The 19318-nt window shown below is 33.9% G+C and carries 14 protein-coding genes and 1 tRNA gene; 6 read left to right on the forward strand and 9 right to left on the reverse strand.

All coding sequences use genetic code 11. From position 1 onward, the window contains the following. Positions 1-19 precede the first annotated feature (19 nt). The 9 genes from nagB to JM80_RS00305 form a co-directional block, all read right to left on the reverse strand. The gene (gene nagB, locus JM80_RS00265) at positions 20-1948 is read right to left on the reverse strand and encodes a glucosamine-6-phosphate deaminase (RefSeq protein ID WP_144708854.1); all 1929 of its coding nucleotides are present in this window, start codon (positions 1946-1948) and stop codon (positions 20-22) included. 392 nt (positions 1949-2340) lie between these two features. Next, entirely contained in the window at positions 2341-3201 is an 861-nt protein-coding gene (locus JM80_RS00270; protein ID WP_034642961.1) for an outer membrane beta-barrel protein, read from the reverse strand. A gap of 283 nt (positions 3202-3484) precedes the next feature. Beyond that, positions 3485-3559: transfer RNA gene (locus JM80_RS00275), tRNA-Val, on the reverse strand. A gap of 89 nt (positions 3560-3648) precedes the next feature. Then, entirely contained in the window at positions 3649-4860 is a 1212-nt protein-coding gene (locus JM80_RS00280; protein ID WP_144708856.1) for a folylpolyglutamate synthase/dihydrofolate synthase family protein, read from the reverse strand. A gap of 54 nt (positions 4861-4914) precedes the next feature. Beyond that, positions 4915-5826 (reverse strand): energy transducer TonB, encoded by a 912-nt coding sequence (locus JM80_RS00285; protein WP_038506001.1) that lies wholly within the window; start codon positions 5824-5826, stop codon positions 4915-4917. Further along, a complete protein-coding gene (locus JM80_RS00290) occupies positions 5826-6212 on the reverse strand; it encodes a biopolymer transporter ExbD (RefSeq protein WP_034642970.1) in 387 nt (128 codons plus the stop codon). Before JM80_RS00290 ends, JM80_RS00285 begins: the two co-directional genes overlap by 1 nt. Before the next feature lie 11 nt (positions 6213-6223). After that, positions 6224-6916 (reverse strand): MotA/TolQ/ExbB proton channel family protein, encoded by a 693-nt coding sequence (locus JM80_RS00295; protein WP_013621606.1) that lies wholly within the window; start codon positions 6914-6916, stop codon positions 6224-6226. 50 nt (positions 6917-6966) lie between these two features. Then, a complete protein-coding gene (gene nhaD / locus JM80_RS00300; RefSeq protein WP_013621605.1) occupies positions 6967-8301 on the reverse strand; it encodes a sodium:proton antiporter NhaD in 1335 nt (444 codons plus the stop codon). Between the two features lie 21 nt (positions 8302-8322). After that, positions 8323-9549 carry a Glu/Leu/Phe/Val dehydrogenase dimerization domain-containing protein gene (locus JM80_RS00305; protein ID WP_144708858.1) on the reverse strand — a complete coding sequence of 409 codons (1227 nt, stop codon included), beginning with the start codon at positions 9547-9549 and terminating at the stop codon, positions 8323-8325. A gap of 304 nt (positions 9550-9853) precedes the next feature. Between JM80_RS00305 and JM80_RS00310 the strand changes: the two genes are divergently transcribed. From JM80_RS00310 to JM80_RS00335, 6 genes are all read left to right on the forward strand, one after another. After that, positions 9854-10996 (forward strand): acyl-CoA dehydrogenase, encoded by a 1143-nt coding sequence (locus tag JM80_RS00310; protein ID WP_013621603.1) that lies wholly within the window; start codon positions 9854-9856, stop codon positions 10994-10996. 235 nt (positions 10997-11231) lie between these two features. Continuing rightward, positions 11232-15743: a glutamate synthase large subunit gene (gene gltB / locus JM80_RS00315; protein ID WP_013621602.1), complete on the forward strand. Its 4512-nt coding sequence runs from the start codon at positions 11232-11234 to the stop codon at positions 15741-15743. Between the two features lie 6 nt (positions 15744-15749). Further along, positions 15750-17216 (forward strand): glutamate synthase subunit beta, encoded by a 1467-nt coding sequence (locus tag JM80_RS00320; RefSeq protein WP_013621601.1) that lies wholly within the window; start codon positions 15750-15752, stop codon positions 17214-17216. A gap of 68 nt (positions 17217-17284) precedes the next feature. Continuing rightward, entirely contained in the window at positions 17285-17476 is a 192-nt protein-coding gene (locus JM80_RS00325; protein ID WP_013621600.1) for a cold-shock protein, read from the forward strand. Between the two features lie 163 nt (positions 17477-17639). Beyond that, complete coding sequence (rpe, locus tag JM80_RS00330; protein WP_013621599.1) at positions 17640-18299, forward strand: ribulose-phosphate 3-epimerase; 660 nt, start codon at positions 17640-17642, stop codon at positions 18297-18299. Continuing rightward, positions 18299-19264, forward strand: a complete 966-nt coding sequence (locus JM80_RS00335) for a YpdA family putative bacillithiol disulfide reductase (protein WP_013621598.1) — start codon at positions 18299-18301, stop codon at positions 19262-19264. Before rpe ends, JM80_RS00335 begins: the two co-directional genes overlap by 1 nt. Positions 19265-19318 lie beyond the last annotated feature (54 nt).

Consider the following 19318-nt stretch of genomic DNA (forward strand, 5'->3'; position numbering starts at 1 on the left):
TTTTTATAGTTTTTATATTTTAAAAACGCCACCTAACAAATGCTTCCATAGCAGCATAACGTGCCATACCTAGTTGGTCATAAATATCTGCCGTTTCTTTATTACGGTCTTCTGCTCTTTGCCAAAACTCTCGGCTATCTGAACCCTGAAAAACTACTCCGTCTTTTTGAGATTGGTGCTTAAAAATACCACGTCTCTTTTCTAATACCTGGTCTGGACCCATTGGTACTGCCATTTCAATTTCATCTATCCCCCACTCTTGCCAAGCTCCTCTGTACAACCAAACCCAACAAGTGCTCATAAAAGGTTCTGCTTTTAACCTTTTAACTGCTTCAAAAATAGCATCTAAACACACCTTGTGCGTGCCGTGAGGATCTGCCAAGTCTCCTGCTGCGTAAATTTGATGTGGTTTTATTTGTGCTATTAAATCTACCGTTAACTCTATATCTTCTTCTCCTACAGGATTTTTCTCTATTGCTCCTGTTTCATAAAATGGAAGATTCATAAAATGAATTTGATCATCATTTAAACCTACAAAATGACTTGTAGACCTTGCTTCTCCTTTTCTTATCAACCCTTTTATATAACGTACTTCTTCAATATCTACTTCACTAGCTTTTTTATTGGCTAAAAACTTGGCTGCTTTTGCAAAAATACCCTTTGCTGTATCGTCATCAATACCAAACTTCTCATTATAATCACAAACAAAACTAGCAAAACGCAAAGCCTCATCATCTGCAACAGCAATATTGCCAGAGGTTTGGTAAGCAACATGCACATCATGGCCTTGTTCTACCAATCGTTTAAAAGTACCTCCCATACTAATAATATCATCATCTGGGTGCGGACTAAAAATTAATACTCGTTTTTTTTCTGGGGTAGCACGCTCTGGCCTGTTACTATCATCTGCATTAGGCTTACCTCCTGGCCAACCTGTAATTGTACTTTGTAGCTTATTAAATATTTTTATATTAATGTCGTAAGCCGGACCAGAATCTGCCAATAAATCACTCATCCCGTTTTCTATATAATCGGCATCGGTAAGCATTAAAACAGGCTTGTTTAAGCGCAATGCTAAGCCCAATACTGCTTTACGTATAAGCTTGTCTGTCCACACTACTTTTTCTACTAGCCAAGGAGTATTAATTCTTTTTAATTTTGATGCTGATTCTTTATCTAATACAAATACTGCATTATTGTGTTCTTGTAAAAATGATGCTGGTACTTTATTGGTTACCTCTCCTTCTACAGATTGTGCTATTATGTTAGATTTACCCTCTCCCCAAGCCATAAGAATTACTCTTTTGGCTTCCATTATTTTTTTAACTCCTAATGTAATTGCTGTTCTTGGTGTATTACTTAAACCTCCAAAATCTTTACTAGCAGCTACTCTGGTTATATGATCTAAGGCTACCAGTCTTGTTTTAGAGTTTTGTAATGAACCAGATTCGTTAAATCCAATGTGTCCGTTACCTCCAATACCCAAAATTTGCAAATCTAAACCGCCAGCTGCTTCAATTTTAGCTTCATAATCATTACAATATTTAGATATGTTAGCTTTTGCTAATGTACCATCTGGAATATGATAGTTTTCTGGTAAAATATCTACTTGGTCTAAAAGTAACTCTTTCATAAACCTAACGTAGCTGTGTATAGAGTCGGGCTCCATTGGGTAGTACTCATCTAAATTAAATGTAACTACATTTTTAAAACTTAAGCCTTCTTCTTTATGTAGCCTAACCAATTCTGCATACAATCCCTTTGGCGTAGACCCTGTAGCTAAACCTAAAACACAAGGTTTGTTCTCTTTTTGCTTTTCCTTAATAAGCTGGGCTATTTCTTGGGCTACTGCCTTAGATGCTGTTGTTGAGTTTTTAAAAACAACGGTATTTATGTTTTCAAATCTTTTTTCAAAACCTGTGGCCTTATCAATCTTACTTTTCAACATGTTCTCACAATTTATTTTGGGGTTAATTAAATCAAAGATTAAAAGTCTTTTTGTATAATTTGATAGTTTTTAGACTAACACCATGTTTGGTACAGTATAGGTTAAAAAAACATCTAGTAAAAGACCATAATTTTTATTGTTAGTAGAACAAATTGAGGCCTATTACTTAGTAGAACCTAAATAATGTTCTGAAAACAATAAGCCAACTAAGGTATAATTAACTATGCTAGAAGCAAAGTATATTTAACATACTAATAAAGAATTAACAATAAATTAAGACACTACATAATACATTTACATAAAACGTAAGTTTATATTTATTAAACACAAAAAAAGCTCCTAAAATGCGAAATACATTTTAGGAGCTTTTAGTAATGTGCAAAAAGTACTACTTATTGTTTAGCAGCCTTTTTAAACTTGTATGTTACACCTACATTAATTCCAAAAGAAGAATAAGGCACTTTTTGAGATAATTTTTTAGATGGGTCAGTATTATCGTTTGGTAACTCATCTACATAGTTAGTTTTCTTATTGTAACCTGCAGGTAAGTTGTCTAGAGTATAAACACTTTCTGCAACCATATTACCGTCTGGAGTAAAAAGATTTGTATTGAATTCTTGTAATTCTGAATCTTTACGTTTTAAGCTAATACCGTAATACTCGGCTTCTACATAAATACTAAAGTTGTTATCTATAGGGAATTTATATCCTAAAGCACCAACAAAGCCTAATGGAAACTTACCGTGAAAATCTTCTGTATAGTTAGTTTCTGAATAAGAACCTTCTGGAAGATTATATGGTTCTCTCTCTGCCTCAGACATTAATGTACTACTAAAAACTACAGCTTCTGTTTTACCTGCAATTTTTAATAATGCACCTGCACGACCATAAAAGTTATCTGTAAATTTGTAAGCTACAGCAACAGTAGCACCATAAGCTCTACCTCTTGCAATTGCATCTACATCTACTCCAGGTACAGTTGTTTTATTTATTGTATGGTCTACACCATTTAAGTAACCAACACCAACATCTAAACCAACTTTTTCATTAAAAAAATAAGTTCCTCTTAGTTGAAAGTTTACACCCTCTCCATAACTACCATAAGTATTCTCTACACTTGTTGTTGTTGTTTCTGTTCCTAATTTCATCTCAGCGCTTCCAATTGCATATCCAGTACCTGCCGAAATTTCAAATTGAGCATAAGACATAGTACTAATTAAAATACCGACTAATAATATTACTCTTTGTTTCAAAATATTTAGTTTTAAGTTAATATAACGTAAAGGTAGAAAAAAGGAAAATTAAGAACACGTGAATTGCTGTAATTTCTGACGTTTAACACTAATATTGCATAAATGATAATTTATTATTTAAATTACAGAATAATAATAAACACAACTACTAACAAGCTTAATTATACCTAAAATTATTAAGATATATTGTAGTTTCAGTATAAGATTGTATAACAAGAAGTTTACTTACAAAACGATACAAAATAAAAAAGCTTCCGATAAAAATCGGAAGCTTTTGTTACTGTGGGCCCTACTGGATTCGAACCAGTGACCCCCTGCTTGTAAGGCAGGTGCTCTGAACCAACTGAGCTAAGAGCCCTCATTCACAATTTAGAAATTTGTTTTCCGTATTGCGAGTGCAAATATATAACTGTTTTTCGTTTCCCGCAAATAAAAAATGAAAAAAAATTAAACTATTTCTGCAACAACAAAAGTACTGCCGCCAACGTAAATTAAATCTTCTTTTTTGGCTAAAGATTTTGCTTTTTTAAGTGCTTCTTTTACAGATGAATAAGCATCTCCCTGTAATAAAAAGCTACTTGCCTTAGCTTTTAACTCAGCTGCATTTAACCCTCTTTCTATTTTTGGACAGCAGAAAAAATATTTTGCATTTTTAGGAAAAAGAGGCAAAATAGCATCTAAATTCTTATCCTTAACAACTCCTAACACAATAAAAAGCGACTTATAAGTTTGCTGATTTAGTTGTTCTATAGTTAAACTTAGACCTTCTTTATTATGTGCCGTGTCACAAATTACTTTAGGTTCGTCTTGTAATTGTTGCCACCTACCCATTAATCCGGTATTTTCTACAACACGTAATAAGCCTTTTTCTATTGCTTTATCATTAATTACAAATTCTTTTAATTGTTGCAAAACCGCAACTACTCCTTTTATATTTTTTTGTTGATAATTACCAAGTAAAGATGTTTTATAAGTTTTTACAGAAATAGAATCTGCAAAAATTATAGGCGCATTTTTTAAAGCAGCCATTGTATTAAATATTGGAGCAGTCTCTGTTTGGTACTCACTAACAACAACAGAAACACCTTCCTTAATAATACCCGCTTTTTCTGCTGCTATTTTCTCTAGAGTATCACCCAACAAATCTGTATGATCTAATCCAATATTTGTAATTAAAGATATTTCTGGTGTTATGATGTTAGTAGAATCTAATCTCCCACCCAAACCAACTTCTATTATTGCTATATCTACCTCTTCATTGGCAAAATATTTAAATGCCATAGCTACTGTCATTTCAAAAAAAGACAATTTATGATCTTTAAAAAAAGACATATTATCTTTTACAAAACTAATAACAGCATTCTCTGGAATTTTACTACCATTAATTCTTATGCGCTCTCTAAAATCTTTTAAATGCGGAGAAGTATACAAACCTACTTTGTAGCCAGCCTCTTGCAAAATAGACGCTAACATATGACTACTAGAGCCCTTACCATTAGTACCAGCTACGTGTATACTTTTAAACTGTTGTTCTGGAGATCCTAAAGCTTTAGAAAATAGCTTTATATTATCTAACTTACCATTAAACGCAGATTTTCCTTTGTTTTGGTATATTGGAAGTTGAGCAAACATCCAATCTAACGTTTGGCTATATGTCATTAAAGTTTATTAAATTGAGTAAATAAGGAGTAAAATTAAAGTAATTTTAGATAATTACTCTCCTAATTTAAAGTTTACAACAACAAATCCTATTTGTCTGCTTGGTGCATTAGCATCTAAGTTCCACTTATGTAAACGTGCAGTTGCCTCTGCAGGCTTTAGTAAACAAGGATGATTGTTTGTAGTACCTTTTACACCTGGTGTTGCAGATAGCACCTTACCATTACGGTCTACTACTATTTTAACAACTACCCTACCTTCTTCATTACAGTCTTGTTTTACCTTACCTTTAGCAAGTAATTTTCTTCCAGAAAGACCATAACCAGAACCACCATTTCCTGACCCTGGAGCACCATAATAGCTAGTTGCATAAGGGTTTCCTTGCGGATTACCTTTATCACCTGCCTTATTATCATCTCCTTCACCACCTTTTGCAGTACCGTCAGATTTTGCTAGGCCGCCAAAAAGGTTATCTACCTTATCTCTTTTAGCCTGTTCTGCTTTACGTTTGCGTTCTGCCTCTGCCTTTTCTGCAGCAATACGTTGTTGCTCTTTACGCTCTGCATCTGCTTTTGCTTTTTTTGCTGCAGCATCTGCCTTGCGTTTAGCTTCTTGCTTTTGTTTTATTAAAATTGATTCTTCATTATCTTGAGTAACCAATTTTTCTGCAGCCTTTTCTTGTGCAGACTCCTGTTGTACTTGAGGCTCTGCAACTGGCTTAACTTCTTCTTGTTGTTCTTCAACAACTTCTTTAGTTGTTTTAATTGGCTCAGATTTTATTTTCTCCTTTGGCTGTACATTCCCCTTTCCAAAGTCCATCTGACCAAAATTTACGGCAATACCCTTTTCTTCTGGAGGATCCATATAAGTTAATCCAACATAAAAAAGCAACAACAAGAGTACGCTTAGCAACAACGTTGTAAGCGTAAAAGATTTTTTCTTGTGTTTGGTATCTAAGAACGACATTATTTGGCTCGCACAGCTAAGATTACCTTATAATTATTTTTATTAGCAATATCCATAACGTTTACTGCTTCTTTTACAGGCACTGTTTCTTCTGCCCTTAAAATAATTGTTGGTTTTTCTTGACCTTCTAGTGCTTTCTTTAATTCAATTTCTATATACTTCCCGTTTATTTTTTCATTATTCACAAAATACTCTAAGTTTTTATTAATACTTACAGATACATTTTGTGTGTTGGTTGACTTCCCTTTTGCCTTAGGGAGCAACAGATCTAGTGCATTTGGTGCATTTGAAGTTAGCATAAAAAACACCAACAATAAAAACACGATGTCCGTCATAGACGACATACTAAAGTCTGGACTTACTTTATTTCTTCCTTTTAATTTCATCTAAAGGAATTTTAAAGTGGTTCGTTTAATAAATCTAAAAAGTCTACTGCATTAGCCTCCATAGCGTGCACAACTTTACCTGTTCTGTTTACAAGGTGGTTGTACCCAATATATGCAATAATACCTACAACTAAACCAGCCACTGTGGTTGTCATTGCAGTATAAATACCTGAAGCTAAAGAACCCATTTCTGCTTGTCCGCCTGCAGATGCCATTTCATGAAATGCCAAAATCATACCAATTACGGTTCCTAAGAAACCAATCATTGGAGCTGCACCAGCAACAGTTGCCAAAACGCTTACATTTTTTTCTAATTTGTAAACTTCTAAGGTGCCCGCATTTTCTATAGCTGTATTAATATCATCTAAAGGCTTTCCTATTCTAGAAACACCTTTTTCTGTTAGTCTAGCTACCGGAGAATCTGTTTGCGCACATAACATACGAGCAGCCTCTAGCTTGCCATTTGTTACGTGATCTTTAATCTGATTCATAAAATTTTTATCAATTTTAGAAGCAGCCTTTATTGCAAAGATTCTTTCAAAATAAATATATAGAGCAACAAATAAAAGAATTCCTAAAATTGCTATAATAATAATGCTTCCTGCACCACCATTTACAATTAAATCTATTACTGATAGTGTTTTTTCTTCGGATACACTTTCTCCCATTACTACCTCATTAGCAGCATCTTGAAACAATAACATATATTTTCCAGTATTTAAGTTGCTCTTATAACGCTATTTTGTAAATAAAATTATACGTTTAATATAAAATCTCTAATTAAAATAAAAGATCCTGCACCTGCTAAAAACCCTACTAGAGCTAACCAAGTGATTTTCTTTAAATACCAAAAGAAATCTATTTTTTCCATACCCATTGCAACTACACCAGCGGCAGAACCAATAATTAACATACTACCACCTGTACCTGCAGAATATGCAATAAAGTGCCATAATGGATCATCCATACCTTGTGGGAACATACCAATACTTGCTGCTACTAAAGGAACGTTATCTATAACTGCAGAACCTGCACCTAATAACATTACTACAAAATCCGAATTTGGAATTGCAGCATTTAAGTTTTCTGCAAAATGGAATAACATACCTAAAGATTCTAATGCTGCAACAGCTAATAAAATACCTAAGAAAAATAAGATACTTGGTAACTCTATCTTAGATAAAGAATGATGAACTGGACTATGGTGAGAAGCTGCTTCACTTTCTCCGTCTACATTAGAAATACTAAATTTAGAATTACTGTATATTTCTGCAAAAGTTGCAACTACCGCTAAAGACAACATCATACCTACGTATGGTGGTAAGTGTGTAATAGTTTTAAAGAAAGGAACAAAAACAATAGCTCCTAAACCTAAATACAACATTGTAGATCCAAATTTAGATTTCTTTTCACTAGCTGTTTCTTCAACCTCTTCTATATTACCCTGAAAAGCCTTAAATCTACTTGCTATAAGTGTTGGTACAACCATACATACTACAGATGGTACAAATACGTGCTCTACTAATTGTGCTGCAGAAACTTTATCTGCAATCCAAAGCATTGTTGTTGTTACATCTCCAATAGGAGACCAAGCTCCACCTGCATTTGCAGCAACAATAATCATCCCAGCAAACCACAAACGAGTTTCTCTGTTTCTAATTACTTTTTGTAAAATTGTTATTAATACAATAGTAGCTGTTAGGTTATCTATAATTGCTGATAAGATAAAAGCAAGAATGGAGAACAACCATAATAATTTACGTTTACTTCTAGTTTTTATAAATCCTTTAATAGTAGCAAAACCATTAAAGTAATCTATAATTTCTACAATAGTCATTGCTCCTAGTAAAAAGACCAATATTTCTGCCGTTTTCCCTAAGTGATGTAGTAGAATTTCATCTACGTGGCTTGGCGCTAATTCTCGCAAAGCAGCATCTACTTCAAAAACTGGCATATGAGCTAAAGCTATTACTGCCCATAACAATGCCATCATTGCAAGTGCAGGTATTAACTTATCTATTTTAAGATTGTGCTCTAAGGTTATTGCTAAATAACCAACAAAAAAAATAATTATTATAATGGTCTCCATTCTTCTTCTTCTTAGTTTAGTTTATATTAATTGTTTTAATGCTATCTCAAAAGCTGTTTTACTTAACTGCTTTTTTGAAGCGTTATTTTTATATACATTTTGCATTGCCTTTTTAATGGTTTCAGAAGTATCTTTAAAAACCAACTCATCATTCATTTCTACTCTTCTTTCCATAAAGTAAGCAAATACTCTTGCCATACCACAGTTAGATATAAAATCTGGAATTAAACTTACGCGTTCATCTGTATATTCCATTATAGGACCAAAGAAAATTTCTTTATCTGCAAATGGTACATTAGCCCCGCATGTAATAACTTCTAGGCCTGTATCTATTAACTGTGTTATTTGTTCTTTGGTTATTAGTCTAGATGCGGCACAAGGTGCAAATATTTCCGCTTCTAAACCCCAAATTTGTTTATTAATTTCTTCAAACGGAATCATATTATCCGCTACAAGAGTATTTCCGTTTTTATTAAGGTAAAGCTCTTTTACTTCTTCAAAAGAAAAGCCTTCTTTATTAATTATTCCGCCATCACGGTCTATAATACCTACTATTTTAGCTCCCATTTGACTTAGGTAATATGCTGCTGCTGCACCAACATTACCAAAACCTTGTACTATTGCCCTTTTACCTTCTACAGTACCGCCGTAAATATCATAATAGTGTTTGGCTGCTTCTGCTACACCAAAACCGGTAATCATATCTGCCACTGTATACTTACGTTCTACAGAAGGAGAATATATATTACTTTCTATTACTTTTATAACCCCTAAACGCAATTGTCCAATACGGTTAATTTTATCTGCTTCTGTAGGTTTAAAATGTCCGTTAAAAACCCCTTCTTGTGGGTGCCACACTCCAGCATCTTCGGTAATAGGAATAACCTCGTGTATTTCATCAACATTTAAATCGCCACCAGTACCGTAATAACTTTTTAATAATGGTGCAACGGCATTGTACCAACGTTTTAAAACTCCTTTTTTTCTTGGGTCACTTGGATCAAAATTAATTCCTGATTTAGCACCACCAATTGCTGGCCCAGAAACCGTAAATTTAACTTCCATTGTTTTAGCTAAAGAAAGAACCTCGTTCATATCTAATCCTTTACGCATTCTTGTACCACCACCAGCAGCACCACCACGCAAAGAATTTATAACTGTCCACCCTTCGGCTTCAGTCTCAGAATCTTTCCAATTAAAAACAATTTCAGGTTGTTTATCCTCGTATTTTTGTAGTAAATCTTTCATTTTAAATTGATTGTAAATTATGTAACATTCTTATTGCATTGCTATTGTTGTTAAAAATATCCCTCCCAAACGGGAGTTACTGCTGTCTCATAATTTTAATATTAAATCAATTACTAAAAGTTCAATTCAACAAATATAAAAATATTGCGGCATTTTTAAACTTTTAACAACCATAGAATGATTAATTTTTCATTAATTTTACGTTGAACAGTACTAAAACATAGAGAAAGAGAATGCTATGTTGTTGAATATATCACAATATAGACCTATATTTGTACACATAAATTAACATTATCGCAATAAGATGGACTTTAAGTTAACAGAAGAACAATTAATGATTCAACAAGCTGCAAGAGATTTTGCTCAAAATGAATTATTACCAGAAGTAATTGAAAGAGATGACGCCCAAAGGTTTCCTAAGGAAGAGGTAAAAAAAATGGGCGAACTAGGCTTTTTAGGAATGATGGTTGACTCCAAATATGGAGGAAGCGGCCTAGATACACTTTCTTATGTACTAGTAATGGAAGAATTGTCTAAAGTAGATGCTTCTTGCTCTGTAATTGTTTCTGTAAACAACTCTTTAGTTTGTTGGGGATTAGAAACATTTGGTACAGAAGAACAAAAGCAAAAATATTTAACACGTTTAACAACAGGAGAAAGTATTGGTGCTTTTTGCTTATCTGAACCTGAAGCTGGTAGTGATGCTACTTCTCAAAAAACAACAGCTATAGATAAAGGAGACCACTACGTTTTAAACGGTACTAAAAACTGGATTACTAACGGTAGCTCTGCGGATATTTATTTAGTAATTGCACAAACAGATATAGAAAAAGGACACAAAGGAATTAATGCTCTTATTGTTGAAAAAGGTGCAGAAGGTTTTGAAATTGGGCCAAAAGAAAATAAACTAGGTATTAGAGGTAGTGATACACATTCTTTAATTTTTAACGATGTAAAAGTACCTAAAGAAAACAGAATTGGAGAAGATGGTTTTGGTTTTAAATTTGCCATGAAAACGCTTTCTGGCGGAAGAATTGGTATTGCTGCACAAGCATTAGGTATTGCTGCAGGCGCTTATGAATTAGCATTAAAATACTCTAAACAAAGAAAAGCATTTGGTACCGAGATTGCTAACCACCAAGCTATTGCTTTTAAATTAGCAGATATGCACACTTCTATTGAGGCTGCAAGAATGTTAGTTTACAAAGCTGCAATGGATAAAGACAATCACGAGAACTATGATTTATCTGGTGCTATGGCTAAATTATATGCATCTAAAGTTGCTATGGATGTTGCTGTAGAAGCTGTACAAATACACGGTGGCAACGGTTTTGTTAAAGATTACCACGTAGAGCGTTTAATGAGAGATGCTAAAATTACACAGATTTACGAAGGTACTTCTGAAATACAAAAAATTGTAATTTCTAGAAGTATTTTAAGAGATTAACTTAAAATAATATTTTGTTTTAATACAAATGCTGTACAATAATTATTGTGCAGCATTTTTTTATGCAAAATCCATAAATTAACATTATGAATTTGATAATTTACACACCCTTTAAAATTAAAAATTTCATTTAATTTATCAATACACTGAAAATGCTGAATTAATTTCTCGGTTATCAATAATTCTTTAAAGATAATTTAACAATTATAATATATTTGAAGAAATGTGATAATTTATGAAGCTGAAAAAACAAGGGTTATACCTACCGGATTTTGAACATGACAACTGTGGAGCAGGTTTTATCTGTAGCTTAAAAGGAAAAAAGTCTAACGACATAATACATAAAGCCTTAGAAATACTAGATAAACTAGAACACCGTGGAGCGGTTAGTTCTGATGGCAAAACAGGAGATGGGGCTGGTATACTAATAGATATACCACATGATTATTTTACAGAAGTATGTGATTTTAACTTACCAGAACCTGGTGAGTATGCAGTTGCAAACATTTTTTTACCGCAAAAACAAAATCAAAGAGATTTTTGTATTTCTGTCTTTGAAGAAAACATAAAAAAACAAGGGTTAAAATTACTTGGCTGGAGAGATGCACCTGTAAACAAAAATGTTCCTGGCCGTATTGCTATGGAAACAGAGCCTTTTGTTAAGCAAATATTTATAGCAAAAGAAGACAGCTCACAAGATTATGCTACTTTTAATCTTAAACTATACATTGCTCGTAAAGTTACAGAGCATACAATTTTAAGTTCTAAATTATCTGAAAGTGGCTTTTTCTATGTACCAAGCTTATCTACCAAAATTATTATTTTTAAAGGACTATTAATGCCACAAGACATTAAATTTTACTTTAAAGATTTAATGGATCCAAGAGTTGTTACTAGACTAGCATTAGTACACCAACGTTTTTCTACCAACACCTTCCCTACTTGGGATCTTGCACAACCATTTAGGTACATGTGCCACAACGGAGAAATAAATACCTTACGTGGTAATGTTTCTAGAATGCGCTCTAGAGAAGAGTTATTAAAAAGTGATTTATTTGGAGATGAAATAAAAAATATACTACCTATAATATTACCTGGTAAATCTGACTCCGCAACTATGGATATGGTTGTAGAACTGTTATTAATGACAGGCAGATCTTTACCAGAAGTAATGATGATTATGGTGCCAGAAGCCTGGGAAAAAAACCCAGACATGTCTCCTGCTAAAAGAGCATTTTACGAGTACAACTCTTGCATGATGGAGCCTTGGGACGGACCTGCTTCTGTACCATTTACAGACGGCAACTACATTGGTGCCGTTTTAGACCGTAATGGATTAAGACCTTCTAGATATTCTGTAACCAAAGATGGTTACGTAATTATGTCATCAGAAACTGGTGTGGTAGATATAGAACCAGAAAACATTGAGTTTCACGGCCGTTTAGAGCCTGGAAAAATGTTTTTAGTTAATATGGAAGAAGGCCGTATAGTTAATGATGAAGAAATAAAAGAAAAAATTGCTCAATTAAAGCCTTACCAAAAGTGGTTAGATAATAATTTGGTGCATTTAAAAGACATTCCTTATAACGACTGTCCTTTATTTTTAGGAGAAGAAAGTTTAGAAAAAAGAAAATCTCTTTTTGGCTACACTTTAGAAGACATAAATACCATTATACTACCAATGGGCAAAACAGCAAAAGAACCTATTGGATCCATGGGGTCTGATACACCAATTGCTGTTTTATCAGAAAAACCACAACTTATATACAACTACTTTAAGCAATTATTTGCCCAAGTAACAAACCCTCCTTTAGATGGTATTAGGGAAGAGCTAATTACAGATATTAGCTTAACTCTTGGTAGTGATCATAATATTTTTGATTTTTCAGAATTGCATTGCCGCAAACTTAAAATTCAAAATCCTGTAATATCTAAAGAAGATTTAGATAAGATTAAAAACTATGATGCTAGTCCAGATTACAAAGTAACATCTATTCCTATTTTATACAAAATAGCACGTGGGCACAATGCTTTAGAAGAAGCTTTAGCTAGCATACTAGACCAAGCCTCTAAAGCAATAGATAACGGAACTAACATAATTATTTTATCAGACAGAAATGTAGATAAAGACAACGCACCTATACCTGCTTTGCTGGCTTTATCTTTTGTAAATAGCGGACTTCAAAAACTAGGAAAAAGATCTAAGCTAAGTATTATTATTGAGTCTGCAGAACCTAGAGAAGTGCATCATTTTGCATTATTGTTTGGCTACGGAGCAAGTGCAGTAAACCCATATTTGGTAAACGAAATTATTGCTGAGCAAATAGAAGAAAATGACATTACAGACATTACTTTTGATGAAGCAATTAAAAATTACAACAAAGGTATTGGCAAGGGAGTTTTAAAAGTGATGAACAAAATAGGCATCTCTACATTAAACTCCTACAGAGGTTCGCAATTATTTGAGTGTATTGGTATAAACACCAAGGTTGTAGATAAATATTTTCCAAATACCCCTACAAGAATTCAAGGTATTGGCTTGTATCAAATTGAAAAAGAAATATCTAAAAGACACCAAAAAGCGTTTAACACTAAAGAAGTTGCTGCTAGTTTAGAGCTAGAAATGGGTGGCGCATATAGGTGGCGTAGAGACGGAGAAAAACACTTGTTTAACCCACTTACTATTGCTAAACTTCAAAAATCTGTTCGTAACAACGAGCCAGAAACTTACAAAGAATACTCTAAGCTTATTAACGAGCAGTCTAAACATTTAATGACCATTAGAGGTTTATTTGAATTCTCTAACTACGATCCAATTCCTATTGAAGAAGTAGAGCCATGGACAGATATTGTAAAACGATTTAAAACGGGTGCAATGTCTTACGGATCTATAAGCAAAGAAGCTCATGAAAATTTAGCTATTGCCATGAATCGTATAGGTGGTAAAAGCAACTCAGGAGAAGGTGGTGAAGATGCAGAACGTTTTTACAAAAATGAAACTGGAGATTGGAAAAACAGTGCCATTAAGCAAGTAGCTTCAGGTAGGTTTGGTGTTACATCTAACTACTTATCAAGCGCAAAAGAAATACAAATAAAAATGGCCCAAGGAGCCAAACCTGGAGAAGGCGGACAATTGCCTGGACCAAAAGTAAATCCGTCTATTGCAAAAACAAGAAATTCTACTCCATATGTAGGACTTATTTCCCCTCCTCCACATCATGATATTTACTCAATTGAAGATTTATCTCAATTAATATACGATTTAAAATCTGCCAATAGAGAGGCAAGAATAAATGTAAAATTAGTATCAGAAGTTGGTGTAGGCACTGTAGCCGCAGGTGTTGCTAAGGCTAAAGCAGATGTTATATTAGTTTCTGGCCACGACGGTGGTACAGGAGCATCTCCGCTTACCTCATTAAAACACGCTGGTTTACCTTGGGAACTTGGTATTGCAGAAGCACAGCAAACCTTAGTTATGAATGATCTTAGAAACAGGGTTGTTGTAGAATGTGACGGACAATTAAAAACAGGTCGTGATGTTGCCATAGCTTGTTTACTTGGAGCAGAAGAATTTGGTTTTGCAACCGCACCATTAGTAGCTTCTGGTTGTATTATGATGCGTGTTTGTCACCTAAACACTTGCCCTGTTGGTATTGCTACTCAAAACCCTGAGTTGCGTAAAAAGTTTAAAGGAAAACCAGAACACGTAGTTAACTACATGTACTTTATTGCTCAAGAATTAAGAGAAATAATGGCGCAATTAGGGTTTAGAACGGTTAACGAAATGGTTGGTCAAGTTCAAAAATTAGATAGAAAGAAAGCTATAGAACATTATAAAGCAGAAGGAATAGATCTTACTCCAATTTTACACCAAGTAAGTGTTCCTAAAGAAACCAAACTATACAATACTCAAAAACAAGAGCACGACATTTACAAATCTATTGAGTTTAAAATCATAGAAAAAGCGCATCCATCTTTATTTAGAAAAGAGAAACTAACCTTAGATTTCCCTATTAAAAATACAGACAGAGCAGTTGGCGCTATAATAAGTAATGAAATTTCTAAGACCTATGGTGCAAAAGGCTTACCTATAAACACGCTACGTTTAAACTTTACTGGCTCTGCCGGACAAAGTTTTGGAGCCTTTGCAACCAGAGGTTTAACTATGACTGTTAATGGTAATACAAATGACTATTTAGGAAAAGGTCTTTCTGGAGGTAAACTAGTAATAAAAGTTCCAGAAGGCGCCACTATTATACCAGAAGAAAATGTTATAACTGGTAATGTTACCTTATACGGTGCTACAGCTGGTAGAGCATATATTAATGGTAAGGCAGGTGAGCGTTTTTGTGTACGTAACTCTGGAGCAAAAACCGTGGTAGAAGGAATTGGAGATCACGGTTGTGAATATATGACTGGGGGTGTTGCTGTAATTTTAGGTGAAGTAGGCCGTAATTTTGGAGCAGGTATGAGTGGTGGTATTGCCTATGTTTTAGACCCGAATAAAACATTTGAAAAAAACTGCAACAAAGAGTCTCTTAATTTACTACCTGTAGAAGAAGCTAATGACATTGCAGAGTTAAAAGACCTTATAGAGAGTCATTACAACTACACTATGAGTCCTTTAGCACAACGTCTATTAGAAAACTGGGAAAACAGCCTACCAATGTTTGTAAAAGTATTCCCTGAAGAATACAGACAAGCACTAAAAAGATTAGAAGAAGAACAAAAAGCTAGCATAATATAAAGCACTATGGGAAAAATAACTGGATTTTTAGAGTTCGAAAGAAAAATAGAAGACTATGCTCCTGTAGAAGAGCGCATAAAAAATTATAAAGAGTTTACACAACCACTAAAAGAAACTGAATTAAAAAATCAAGGTGCACGTTGTATGGATTGCGGAGTTCCGTTTTGCCATAGCGGATGCCCTTTAGGAAATTTAATTCCAGATTTTAATGATGCTGTATACAAAGGCAAATGGGAAAAAGCAGCAACCATACTACATTCTACTAACAATTTTCCTGAATTTACAGGCAGATTATGCCCTGCTCCTTGCGAAGAAGCCTGTGTACTAGGCATTAATGAAGATCCTGTATCTATAGAAAATATAGAGAAAAACATTGTAGAAACTGCATTTTCTAAAGGATGGATAACAGCACAACCTCCTAAAACAAGAACTGGTAAAACAGTTGCTGTTATAGGTTCTGGGCCAGCTGGTTTAGCTACTGCACAACAATTAAACAGAGCCGGACATCTAGTTACTGTTTTTGAGCGTGATGCAAAAGTTGGAGGATTATTACGTTATGGTATTCCAGATTTTAAAATGGAAAAAAACGTAATAGACCGAAGATTAGAAGTTCTTAAAGAGGAAGGAATAATTTTTAAGACTAACACACATATAGGAGTAGATATAGATGCTAACACACTAAAAGAAGATTTTGACGCCGTAGTACTTTCTGGTGGGGCAACAGTACGCAGAAATTTACCTATTAAAGGAGCAGATTTAAAAGGGGTTGTACAAGCAATGGACTTTTTAAAGCAAAACAACAAACGTGTAGATGGTATTACAGATCTAGGAGAAGAAATAAAGGCTACCAACAAAGATGTTATTGTTATTGGTGGTGGTGATACCGGGTCTGACTGTATAGGAACATCTATACGCCACGGAGCAAACTCTGTATCTAATTTTGAAATTATGAGTAAAGCAACTCCAGAAAGACCAGCAGACCAACCTTGGCCGTTTTGGCCAATGCGTTTGCGCACAAGTTCTTCTCATAAAGAAGGGGCAGAACGCTTTTTTAGCATATCTACCAAAGAATTTATTGGAGATGAAAAAGGAAACTTAAAAGGGCTTATAACCGCAGAAGTAGAGTGGATAAAAACACCTGGACAAAGACCTACATTAAAAGAAGTTCCTGGAACAGAAAAAGAATGGAAATGTGAGCTAGTATTACTTGCAATGGGTTTTACAGGGTCAGAAATGACTGTAGCTCAGCAATTAGGCTTAGAGGCCGACTCTAGAACAAATATTAAAGCATCTGCAAAAAACTATATGACCAATGTACCCGGTGTTTTTGTTGCAGGAGACCAAAGAAGAGGTCAGTCATTAATTGTATGGGCCATCTCTGAAGGCAGACAGGCAGCGCATCACGTAGATGTTTACTTAACAGGAAGCTCTACTTTACCACTAAAAGGAGAAGGAGATTTACCTAGAGTTTAGAAAAAAAAATAAAAAACGCTTTGTATTGATATTATACTATCTTTGCACTTTAAATTAAAAATAAAATTATGAGTAACGGTACAGTAAAATTTTTTAACGACTCTAAAGGTTTCGGTTTTATCACTCCAGATGATGGTGGTAAAGACGTTTTTGTTCACATTAGTGGATTAACACACGAAATAGCTGAAGGAGACAAAGTTAGTTATGACGTTGAAGAAGGAAAAAAAGGACCTAATGCAGTAAACGTTGAAGTCCTTTAATATATAAAGAATTTAACTTATTACATGCAAAGCCTGTTGTTTTTAACAACAGGCTTTTTTGTTTTTTACAAGCATCAATCTTAAACAAATTATAAAGGTTAATTTCCACTATTTCAATTTATATCAAATGCGTACTTTTGTACAAATATCAATCTAAAATAAAATGAGCAACAATAAAATTGCACCCTCTTTATTAGCAGCAGACTTTGGAAACCTACAGAGAGATGTAGAAATGGTAAACAACAGCGAGGCAGATTGGCACCATATAGATATTATGGACGGCGTTTTTGTTCCTAACATATCTTACGGTATGCCTGTGTTAAAAAGTATTGCACAGCACGCAACAAAAACATTAGATGTGCATTTAATGATTGTAGACCCAGACAGGTATATAAAAACCTTTGCTGAGTTAGGTGCAAACGTATTATCTGTACACTATGAAGCTTGCACACATTTACACAGAACTTTACAAGCTATTAAAGCAGAAGGAATGATGGCTGGCGTTGCTTTAAATCCACATACTAACGTAAACCTTTTAGAAGACATTATTAACGATATTGATGTTGTATGTCTAATGAGCGTTAATCCTGGTTTTGGCGGGCAATCTTTTATTGAAAACACATACAATAAAGTAAAAGCTTTAAAAGAACTAATTACCAAAAATAATGCAACTACACTTATAGAGATCGACGGCGGAGTTACCTCTAAAAATGCAAAAGCATTAGTAGATGCAGGTGCAGATGTGCTTGTTGCGGGTAGTTTTGTTTTTAAAAGTGACAACCCAACTGATACAATTAAAAACTTAAAAGAAATTATAGGCTAGTGAATTTATTAGATGTTGTAATTATTGGTGGCGGTCCAATTGGTATTGCCTGTGGGTTAGAAGCTAAAAAAAATGGGCTTTCTTATCTTATTATAGAAAAGGGATGTATTGTAAATTCACTTTACAATTATCCTGCTAAAATGCAATTTTTTTCATCATCAGAAAAACTAGAAATAGACAACATTCCTTTTATAAGTAATGAAGCCAAACCCAAAAAGGAGGAAGCTTTAGAATATTACAGAAGAATTGTGAGTAGTAACGACCTAAACATTAATTTGTTTGAAAAGGTAATTAATGTTACTAAAAATACCACAACATATACCTTAGAAACCAGTAAGCAAACTTACAACACTACAAACGTTATAATTGCTACTGGTTTTTATGATATACCAAACAAATTAAATATACCCGGAGAGAACTTACCAAAAGTAAGTCATTACTACAATAATCCTCATTTTTTTTCTAAACAAAAATTAGCGGTTGTAGGAGCAAGTAACTCATCTATAGATGCTGCATTAGAATGTTGGCGTAAAGGCGCAGAAGTTACTTTAATAATTAGAGGATCTGAAGTTGGTAAGCGTGTAAAATATTGGGTACGTCCAGACATTATTAACCGTATAGAGGAAGGTAGTATAAAAGTTATATACAGTGCTAATATTACAGAAATTAAAGAAAGAGAGCTTGTTATAAAAACAGCTAACGAAACTATAGTATTAGAAAACGATTATGTTTTAGCTTTAACAGGCTACAGACCTAATTTTGAATTTTTAACCAAAATGGGAATTACTTTATCTAATGATGATAAAAAAATTCCGACTCACAATACACACACAATGGAAACCAACTTAAACAATGTTTTTTTGGCAGGCGTAATTTGCGGAGGTATGGAAACACATAAATGGTTTATAGAAAATTCTAGAATTCACGCTAAAAAAATAATAAGTACTATCTTAAAAAAGAAATAATAATTATATTACACTGTTTTCAGGGATATGCGTTTCGCTAACTTACGGGTTTTT

The sequence above is a fragment of the Cellulophaga sp. RHA_52 genome (assembly GCF_007827205.1).
GTDB classification, from domain to species: Bacteria; Bacteroidota; Bacteroidia; order Flavobacteriales; family Flavobacteriaceae; genus Cellulophaga; species Cellulophaga lytica.

Excerpts from the sequence above, each read along its gene's own strand:
- JM80_RS00310 (WP_013621603.1), top strand. The coding sequence starts at position 9,854 with ATGGACTTTAAGTTAACAGAAGAACAATTAATGATTCAACAAGCTGCA.
- gltB (WP_013621602.1), top strand. The coding sequence starts at position 11,232 with ATGAAGCTGAAAAAACAAGGGTTATACCTACCGGATTTTGAACATGAC.
- JM80_RS00320 (WP_013621601.1), top strand. The coding sequence starts at position 15,750 with ATGGGAAAAATAACTGGATTTTTAGAGTTCGAAAGAAAAATAGAAGAC.
- JM80_RS00305 (WP_144708858.1), bottom strand. The coding sequence starts at position 9,549 with ATGAAAGATTTACTACAAAAATACGAGGATAAACAACCTGAAATTGTT.
- rpe (WP_013621599.1), top strand. The coding sequence starts at position 17,640 with ATGAGCAACAATAAAATTGCACCCTCTTTATTAGCAGCAGACTTTGGA.
- JM80_RS00295 (WP_013621606.1), bottom strand. The coding sequence starts at position 6,916 with ATGTTATTGTTTCAAGATGCTGCTAATGAGGTAGTAATGGGAGAAAGT.
- nhaD (WP_013621605.1), bottom strand. The coding sequence starts at position 8,301 with ATGGAGACCATTATAATAATTATTTTTTTTGTTGGTTATTTAGCAATA.
- JM80_RS00290 (WP_034642970.1), bottom strand. The coding sequence starts at position 6,212 with ATGAAATTAAAAGGAAGAAATAAAGTAAGTCCAGACTTTAGTATGTCG.
- JM80_RS00280 (WP_144708856.1), bottom strand. The coding sequence starts at position 4,860 with ATGACATATAGCCAAACGTTAGATTGGATGTTTGCTCAACTTCCAATA.
- JM80_RS00325 (WP_013621600.1), top strand. The coding sequence starts at position 17,285 with ATGAGTAACGGTACAGTAAAATTTTTTAACGACTCTAAAGGTTTCGGT.
- nagB (WP_144708854.1), bottom strand. The coding sequence starts at position 1,948 with ATGTTGAAAAGTAAGATTGATAAGGCCACAGGTTTTGAAAAAAGATTT.
- JM80_RS00285 (WP_038506001.1), bottom strand. The coding sequence starts at position 5,826 with ATGTCGTTCTTAGATACCAAACACAAGAAAAAATCTTTTACGCTTACA.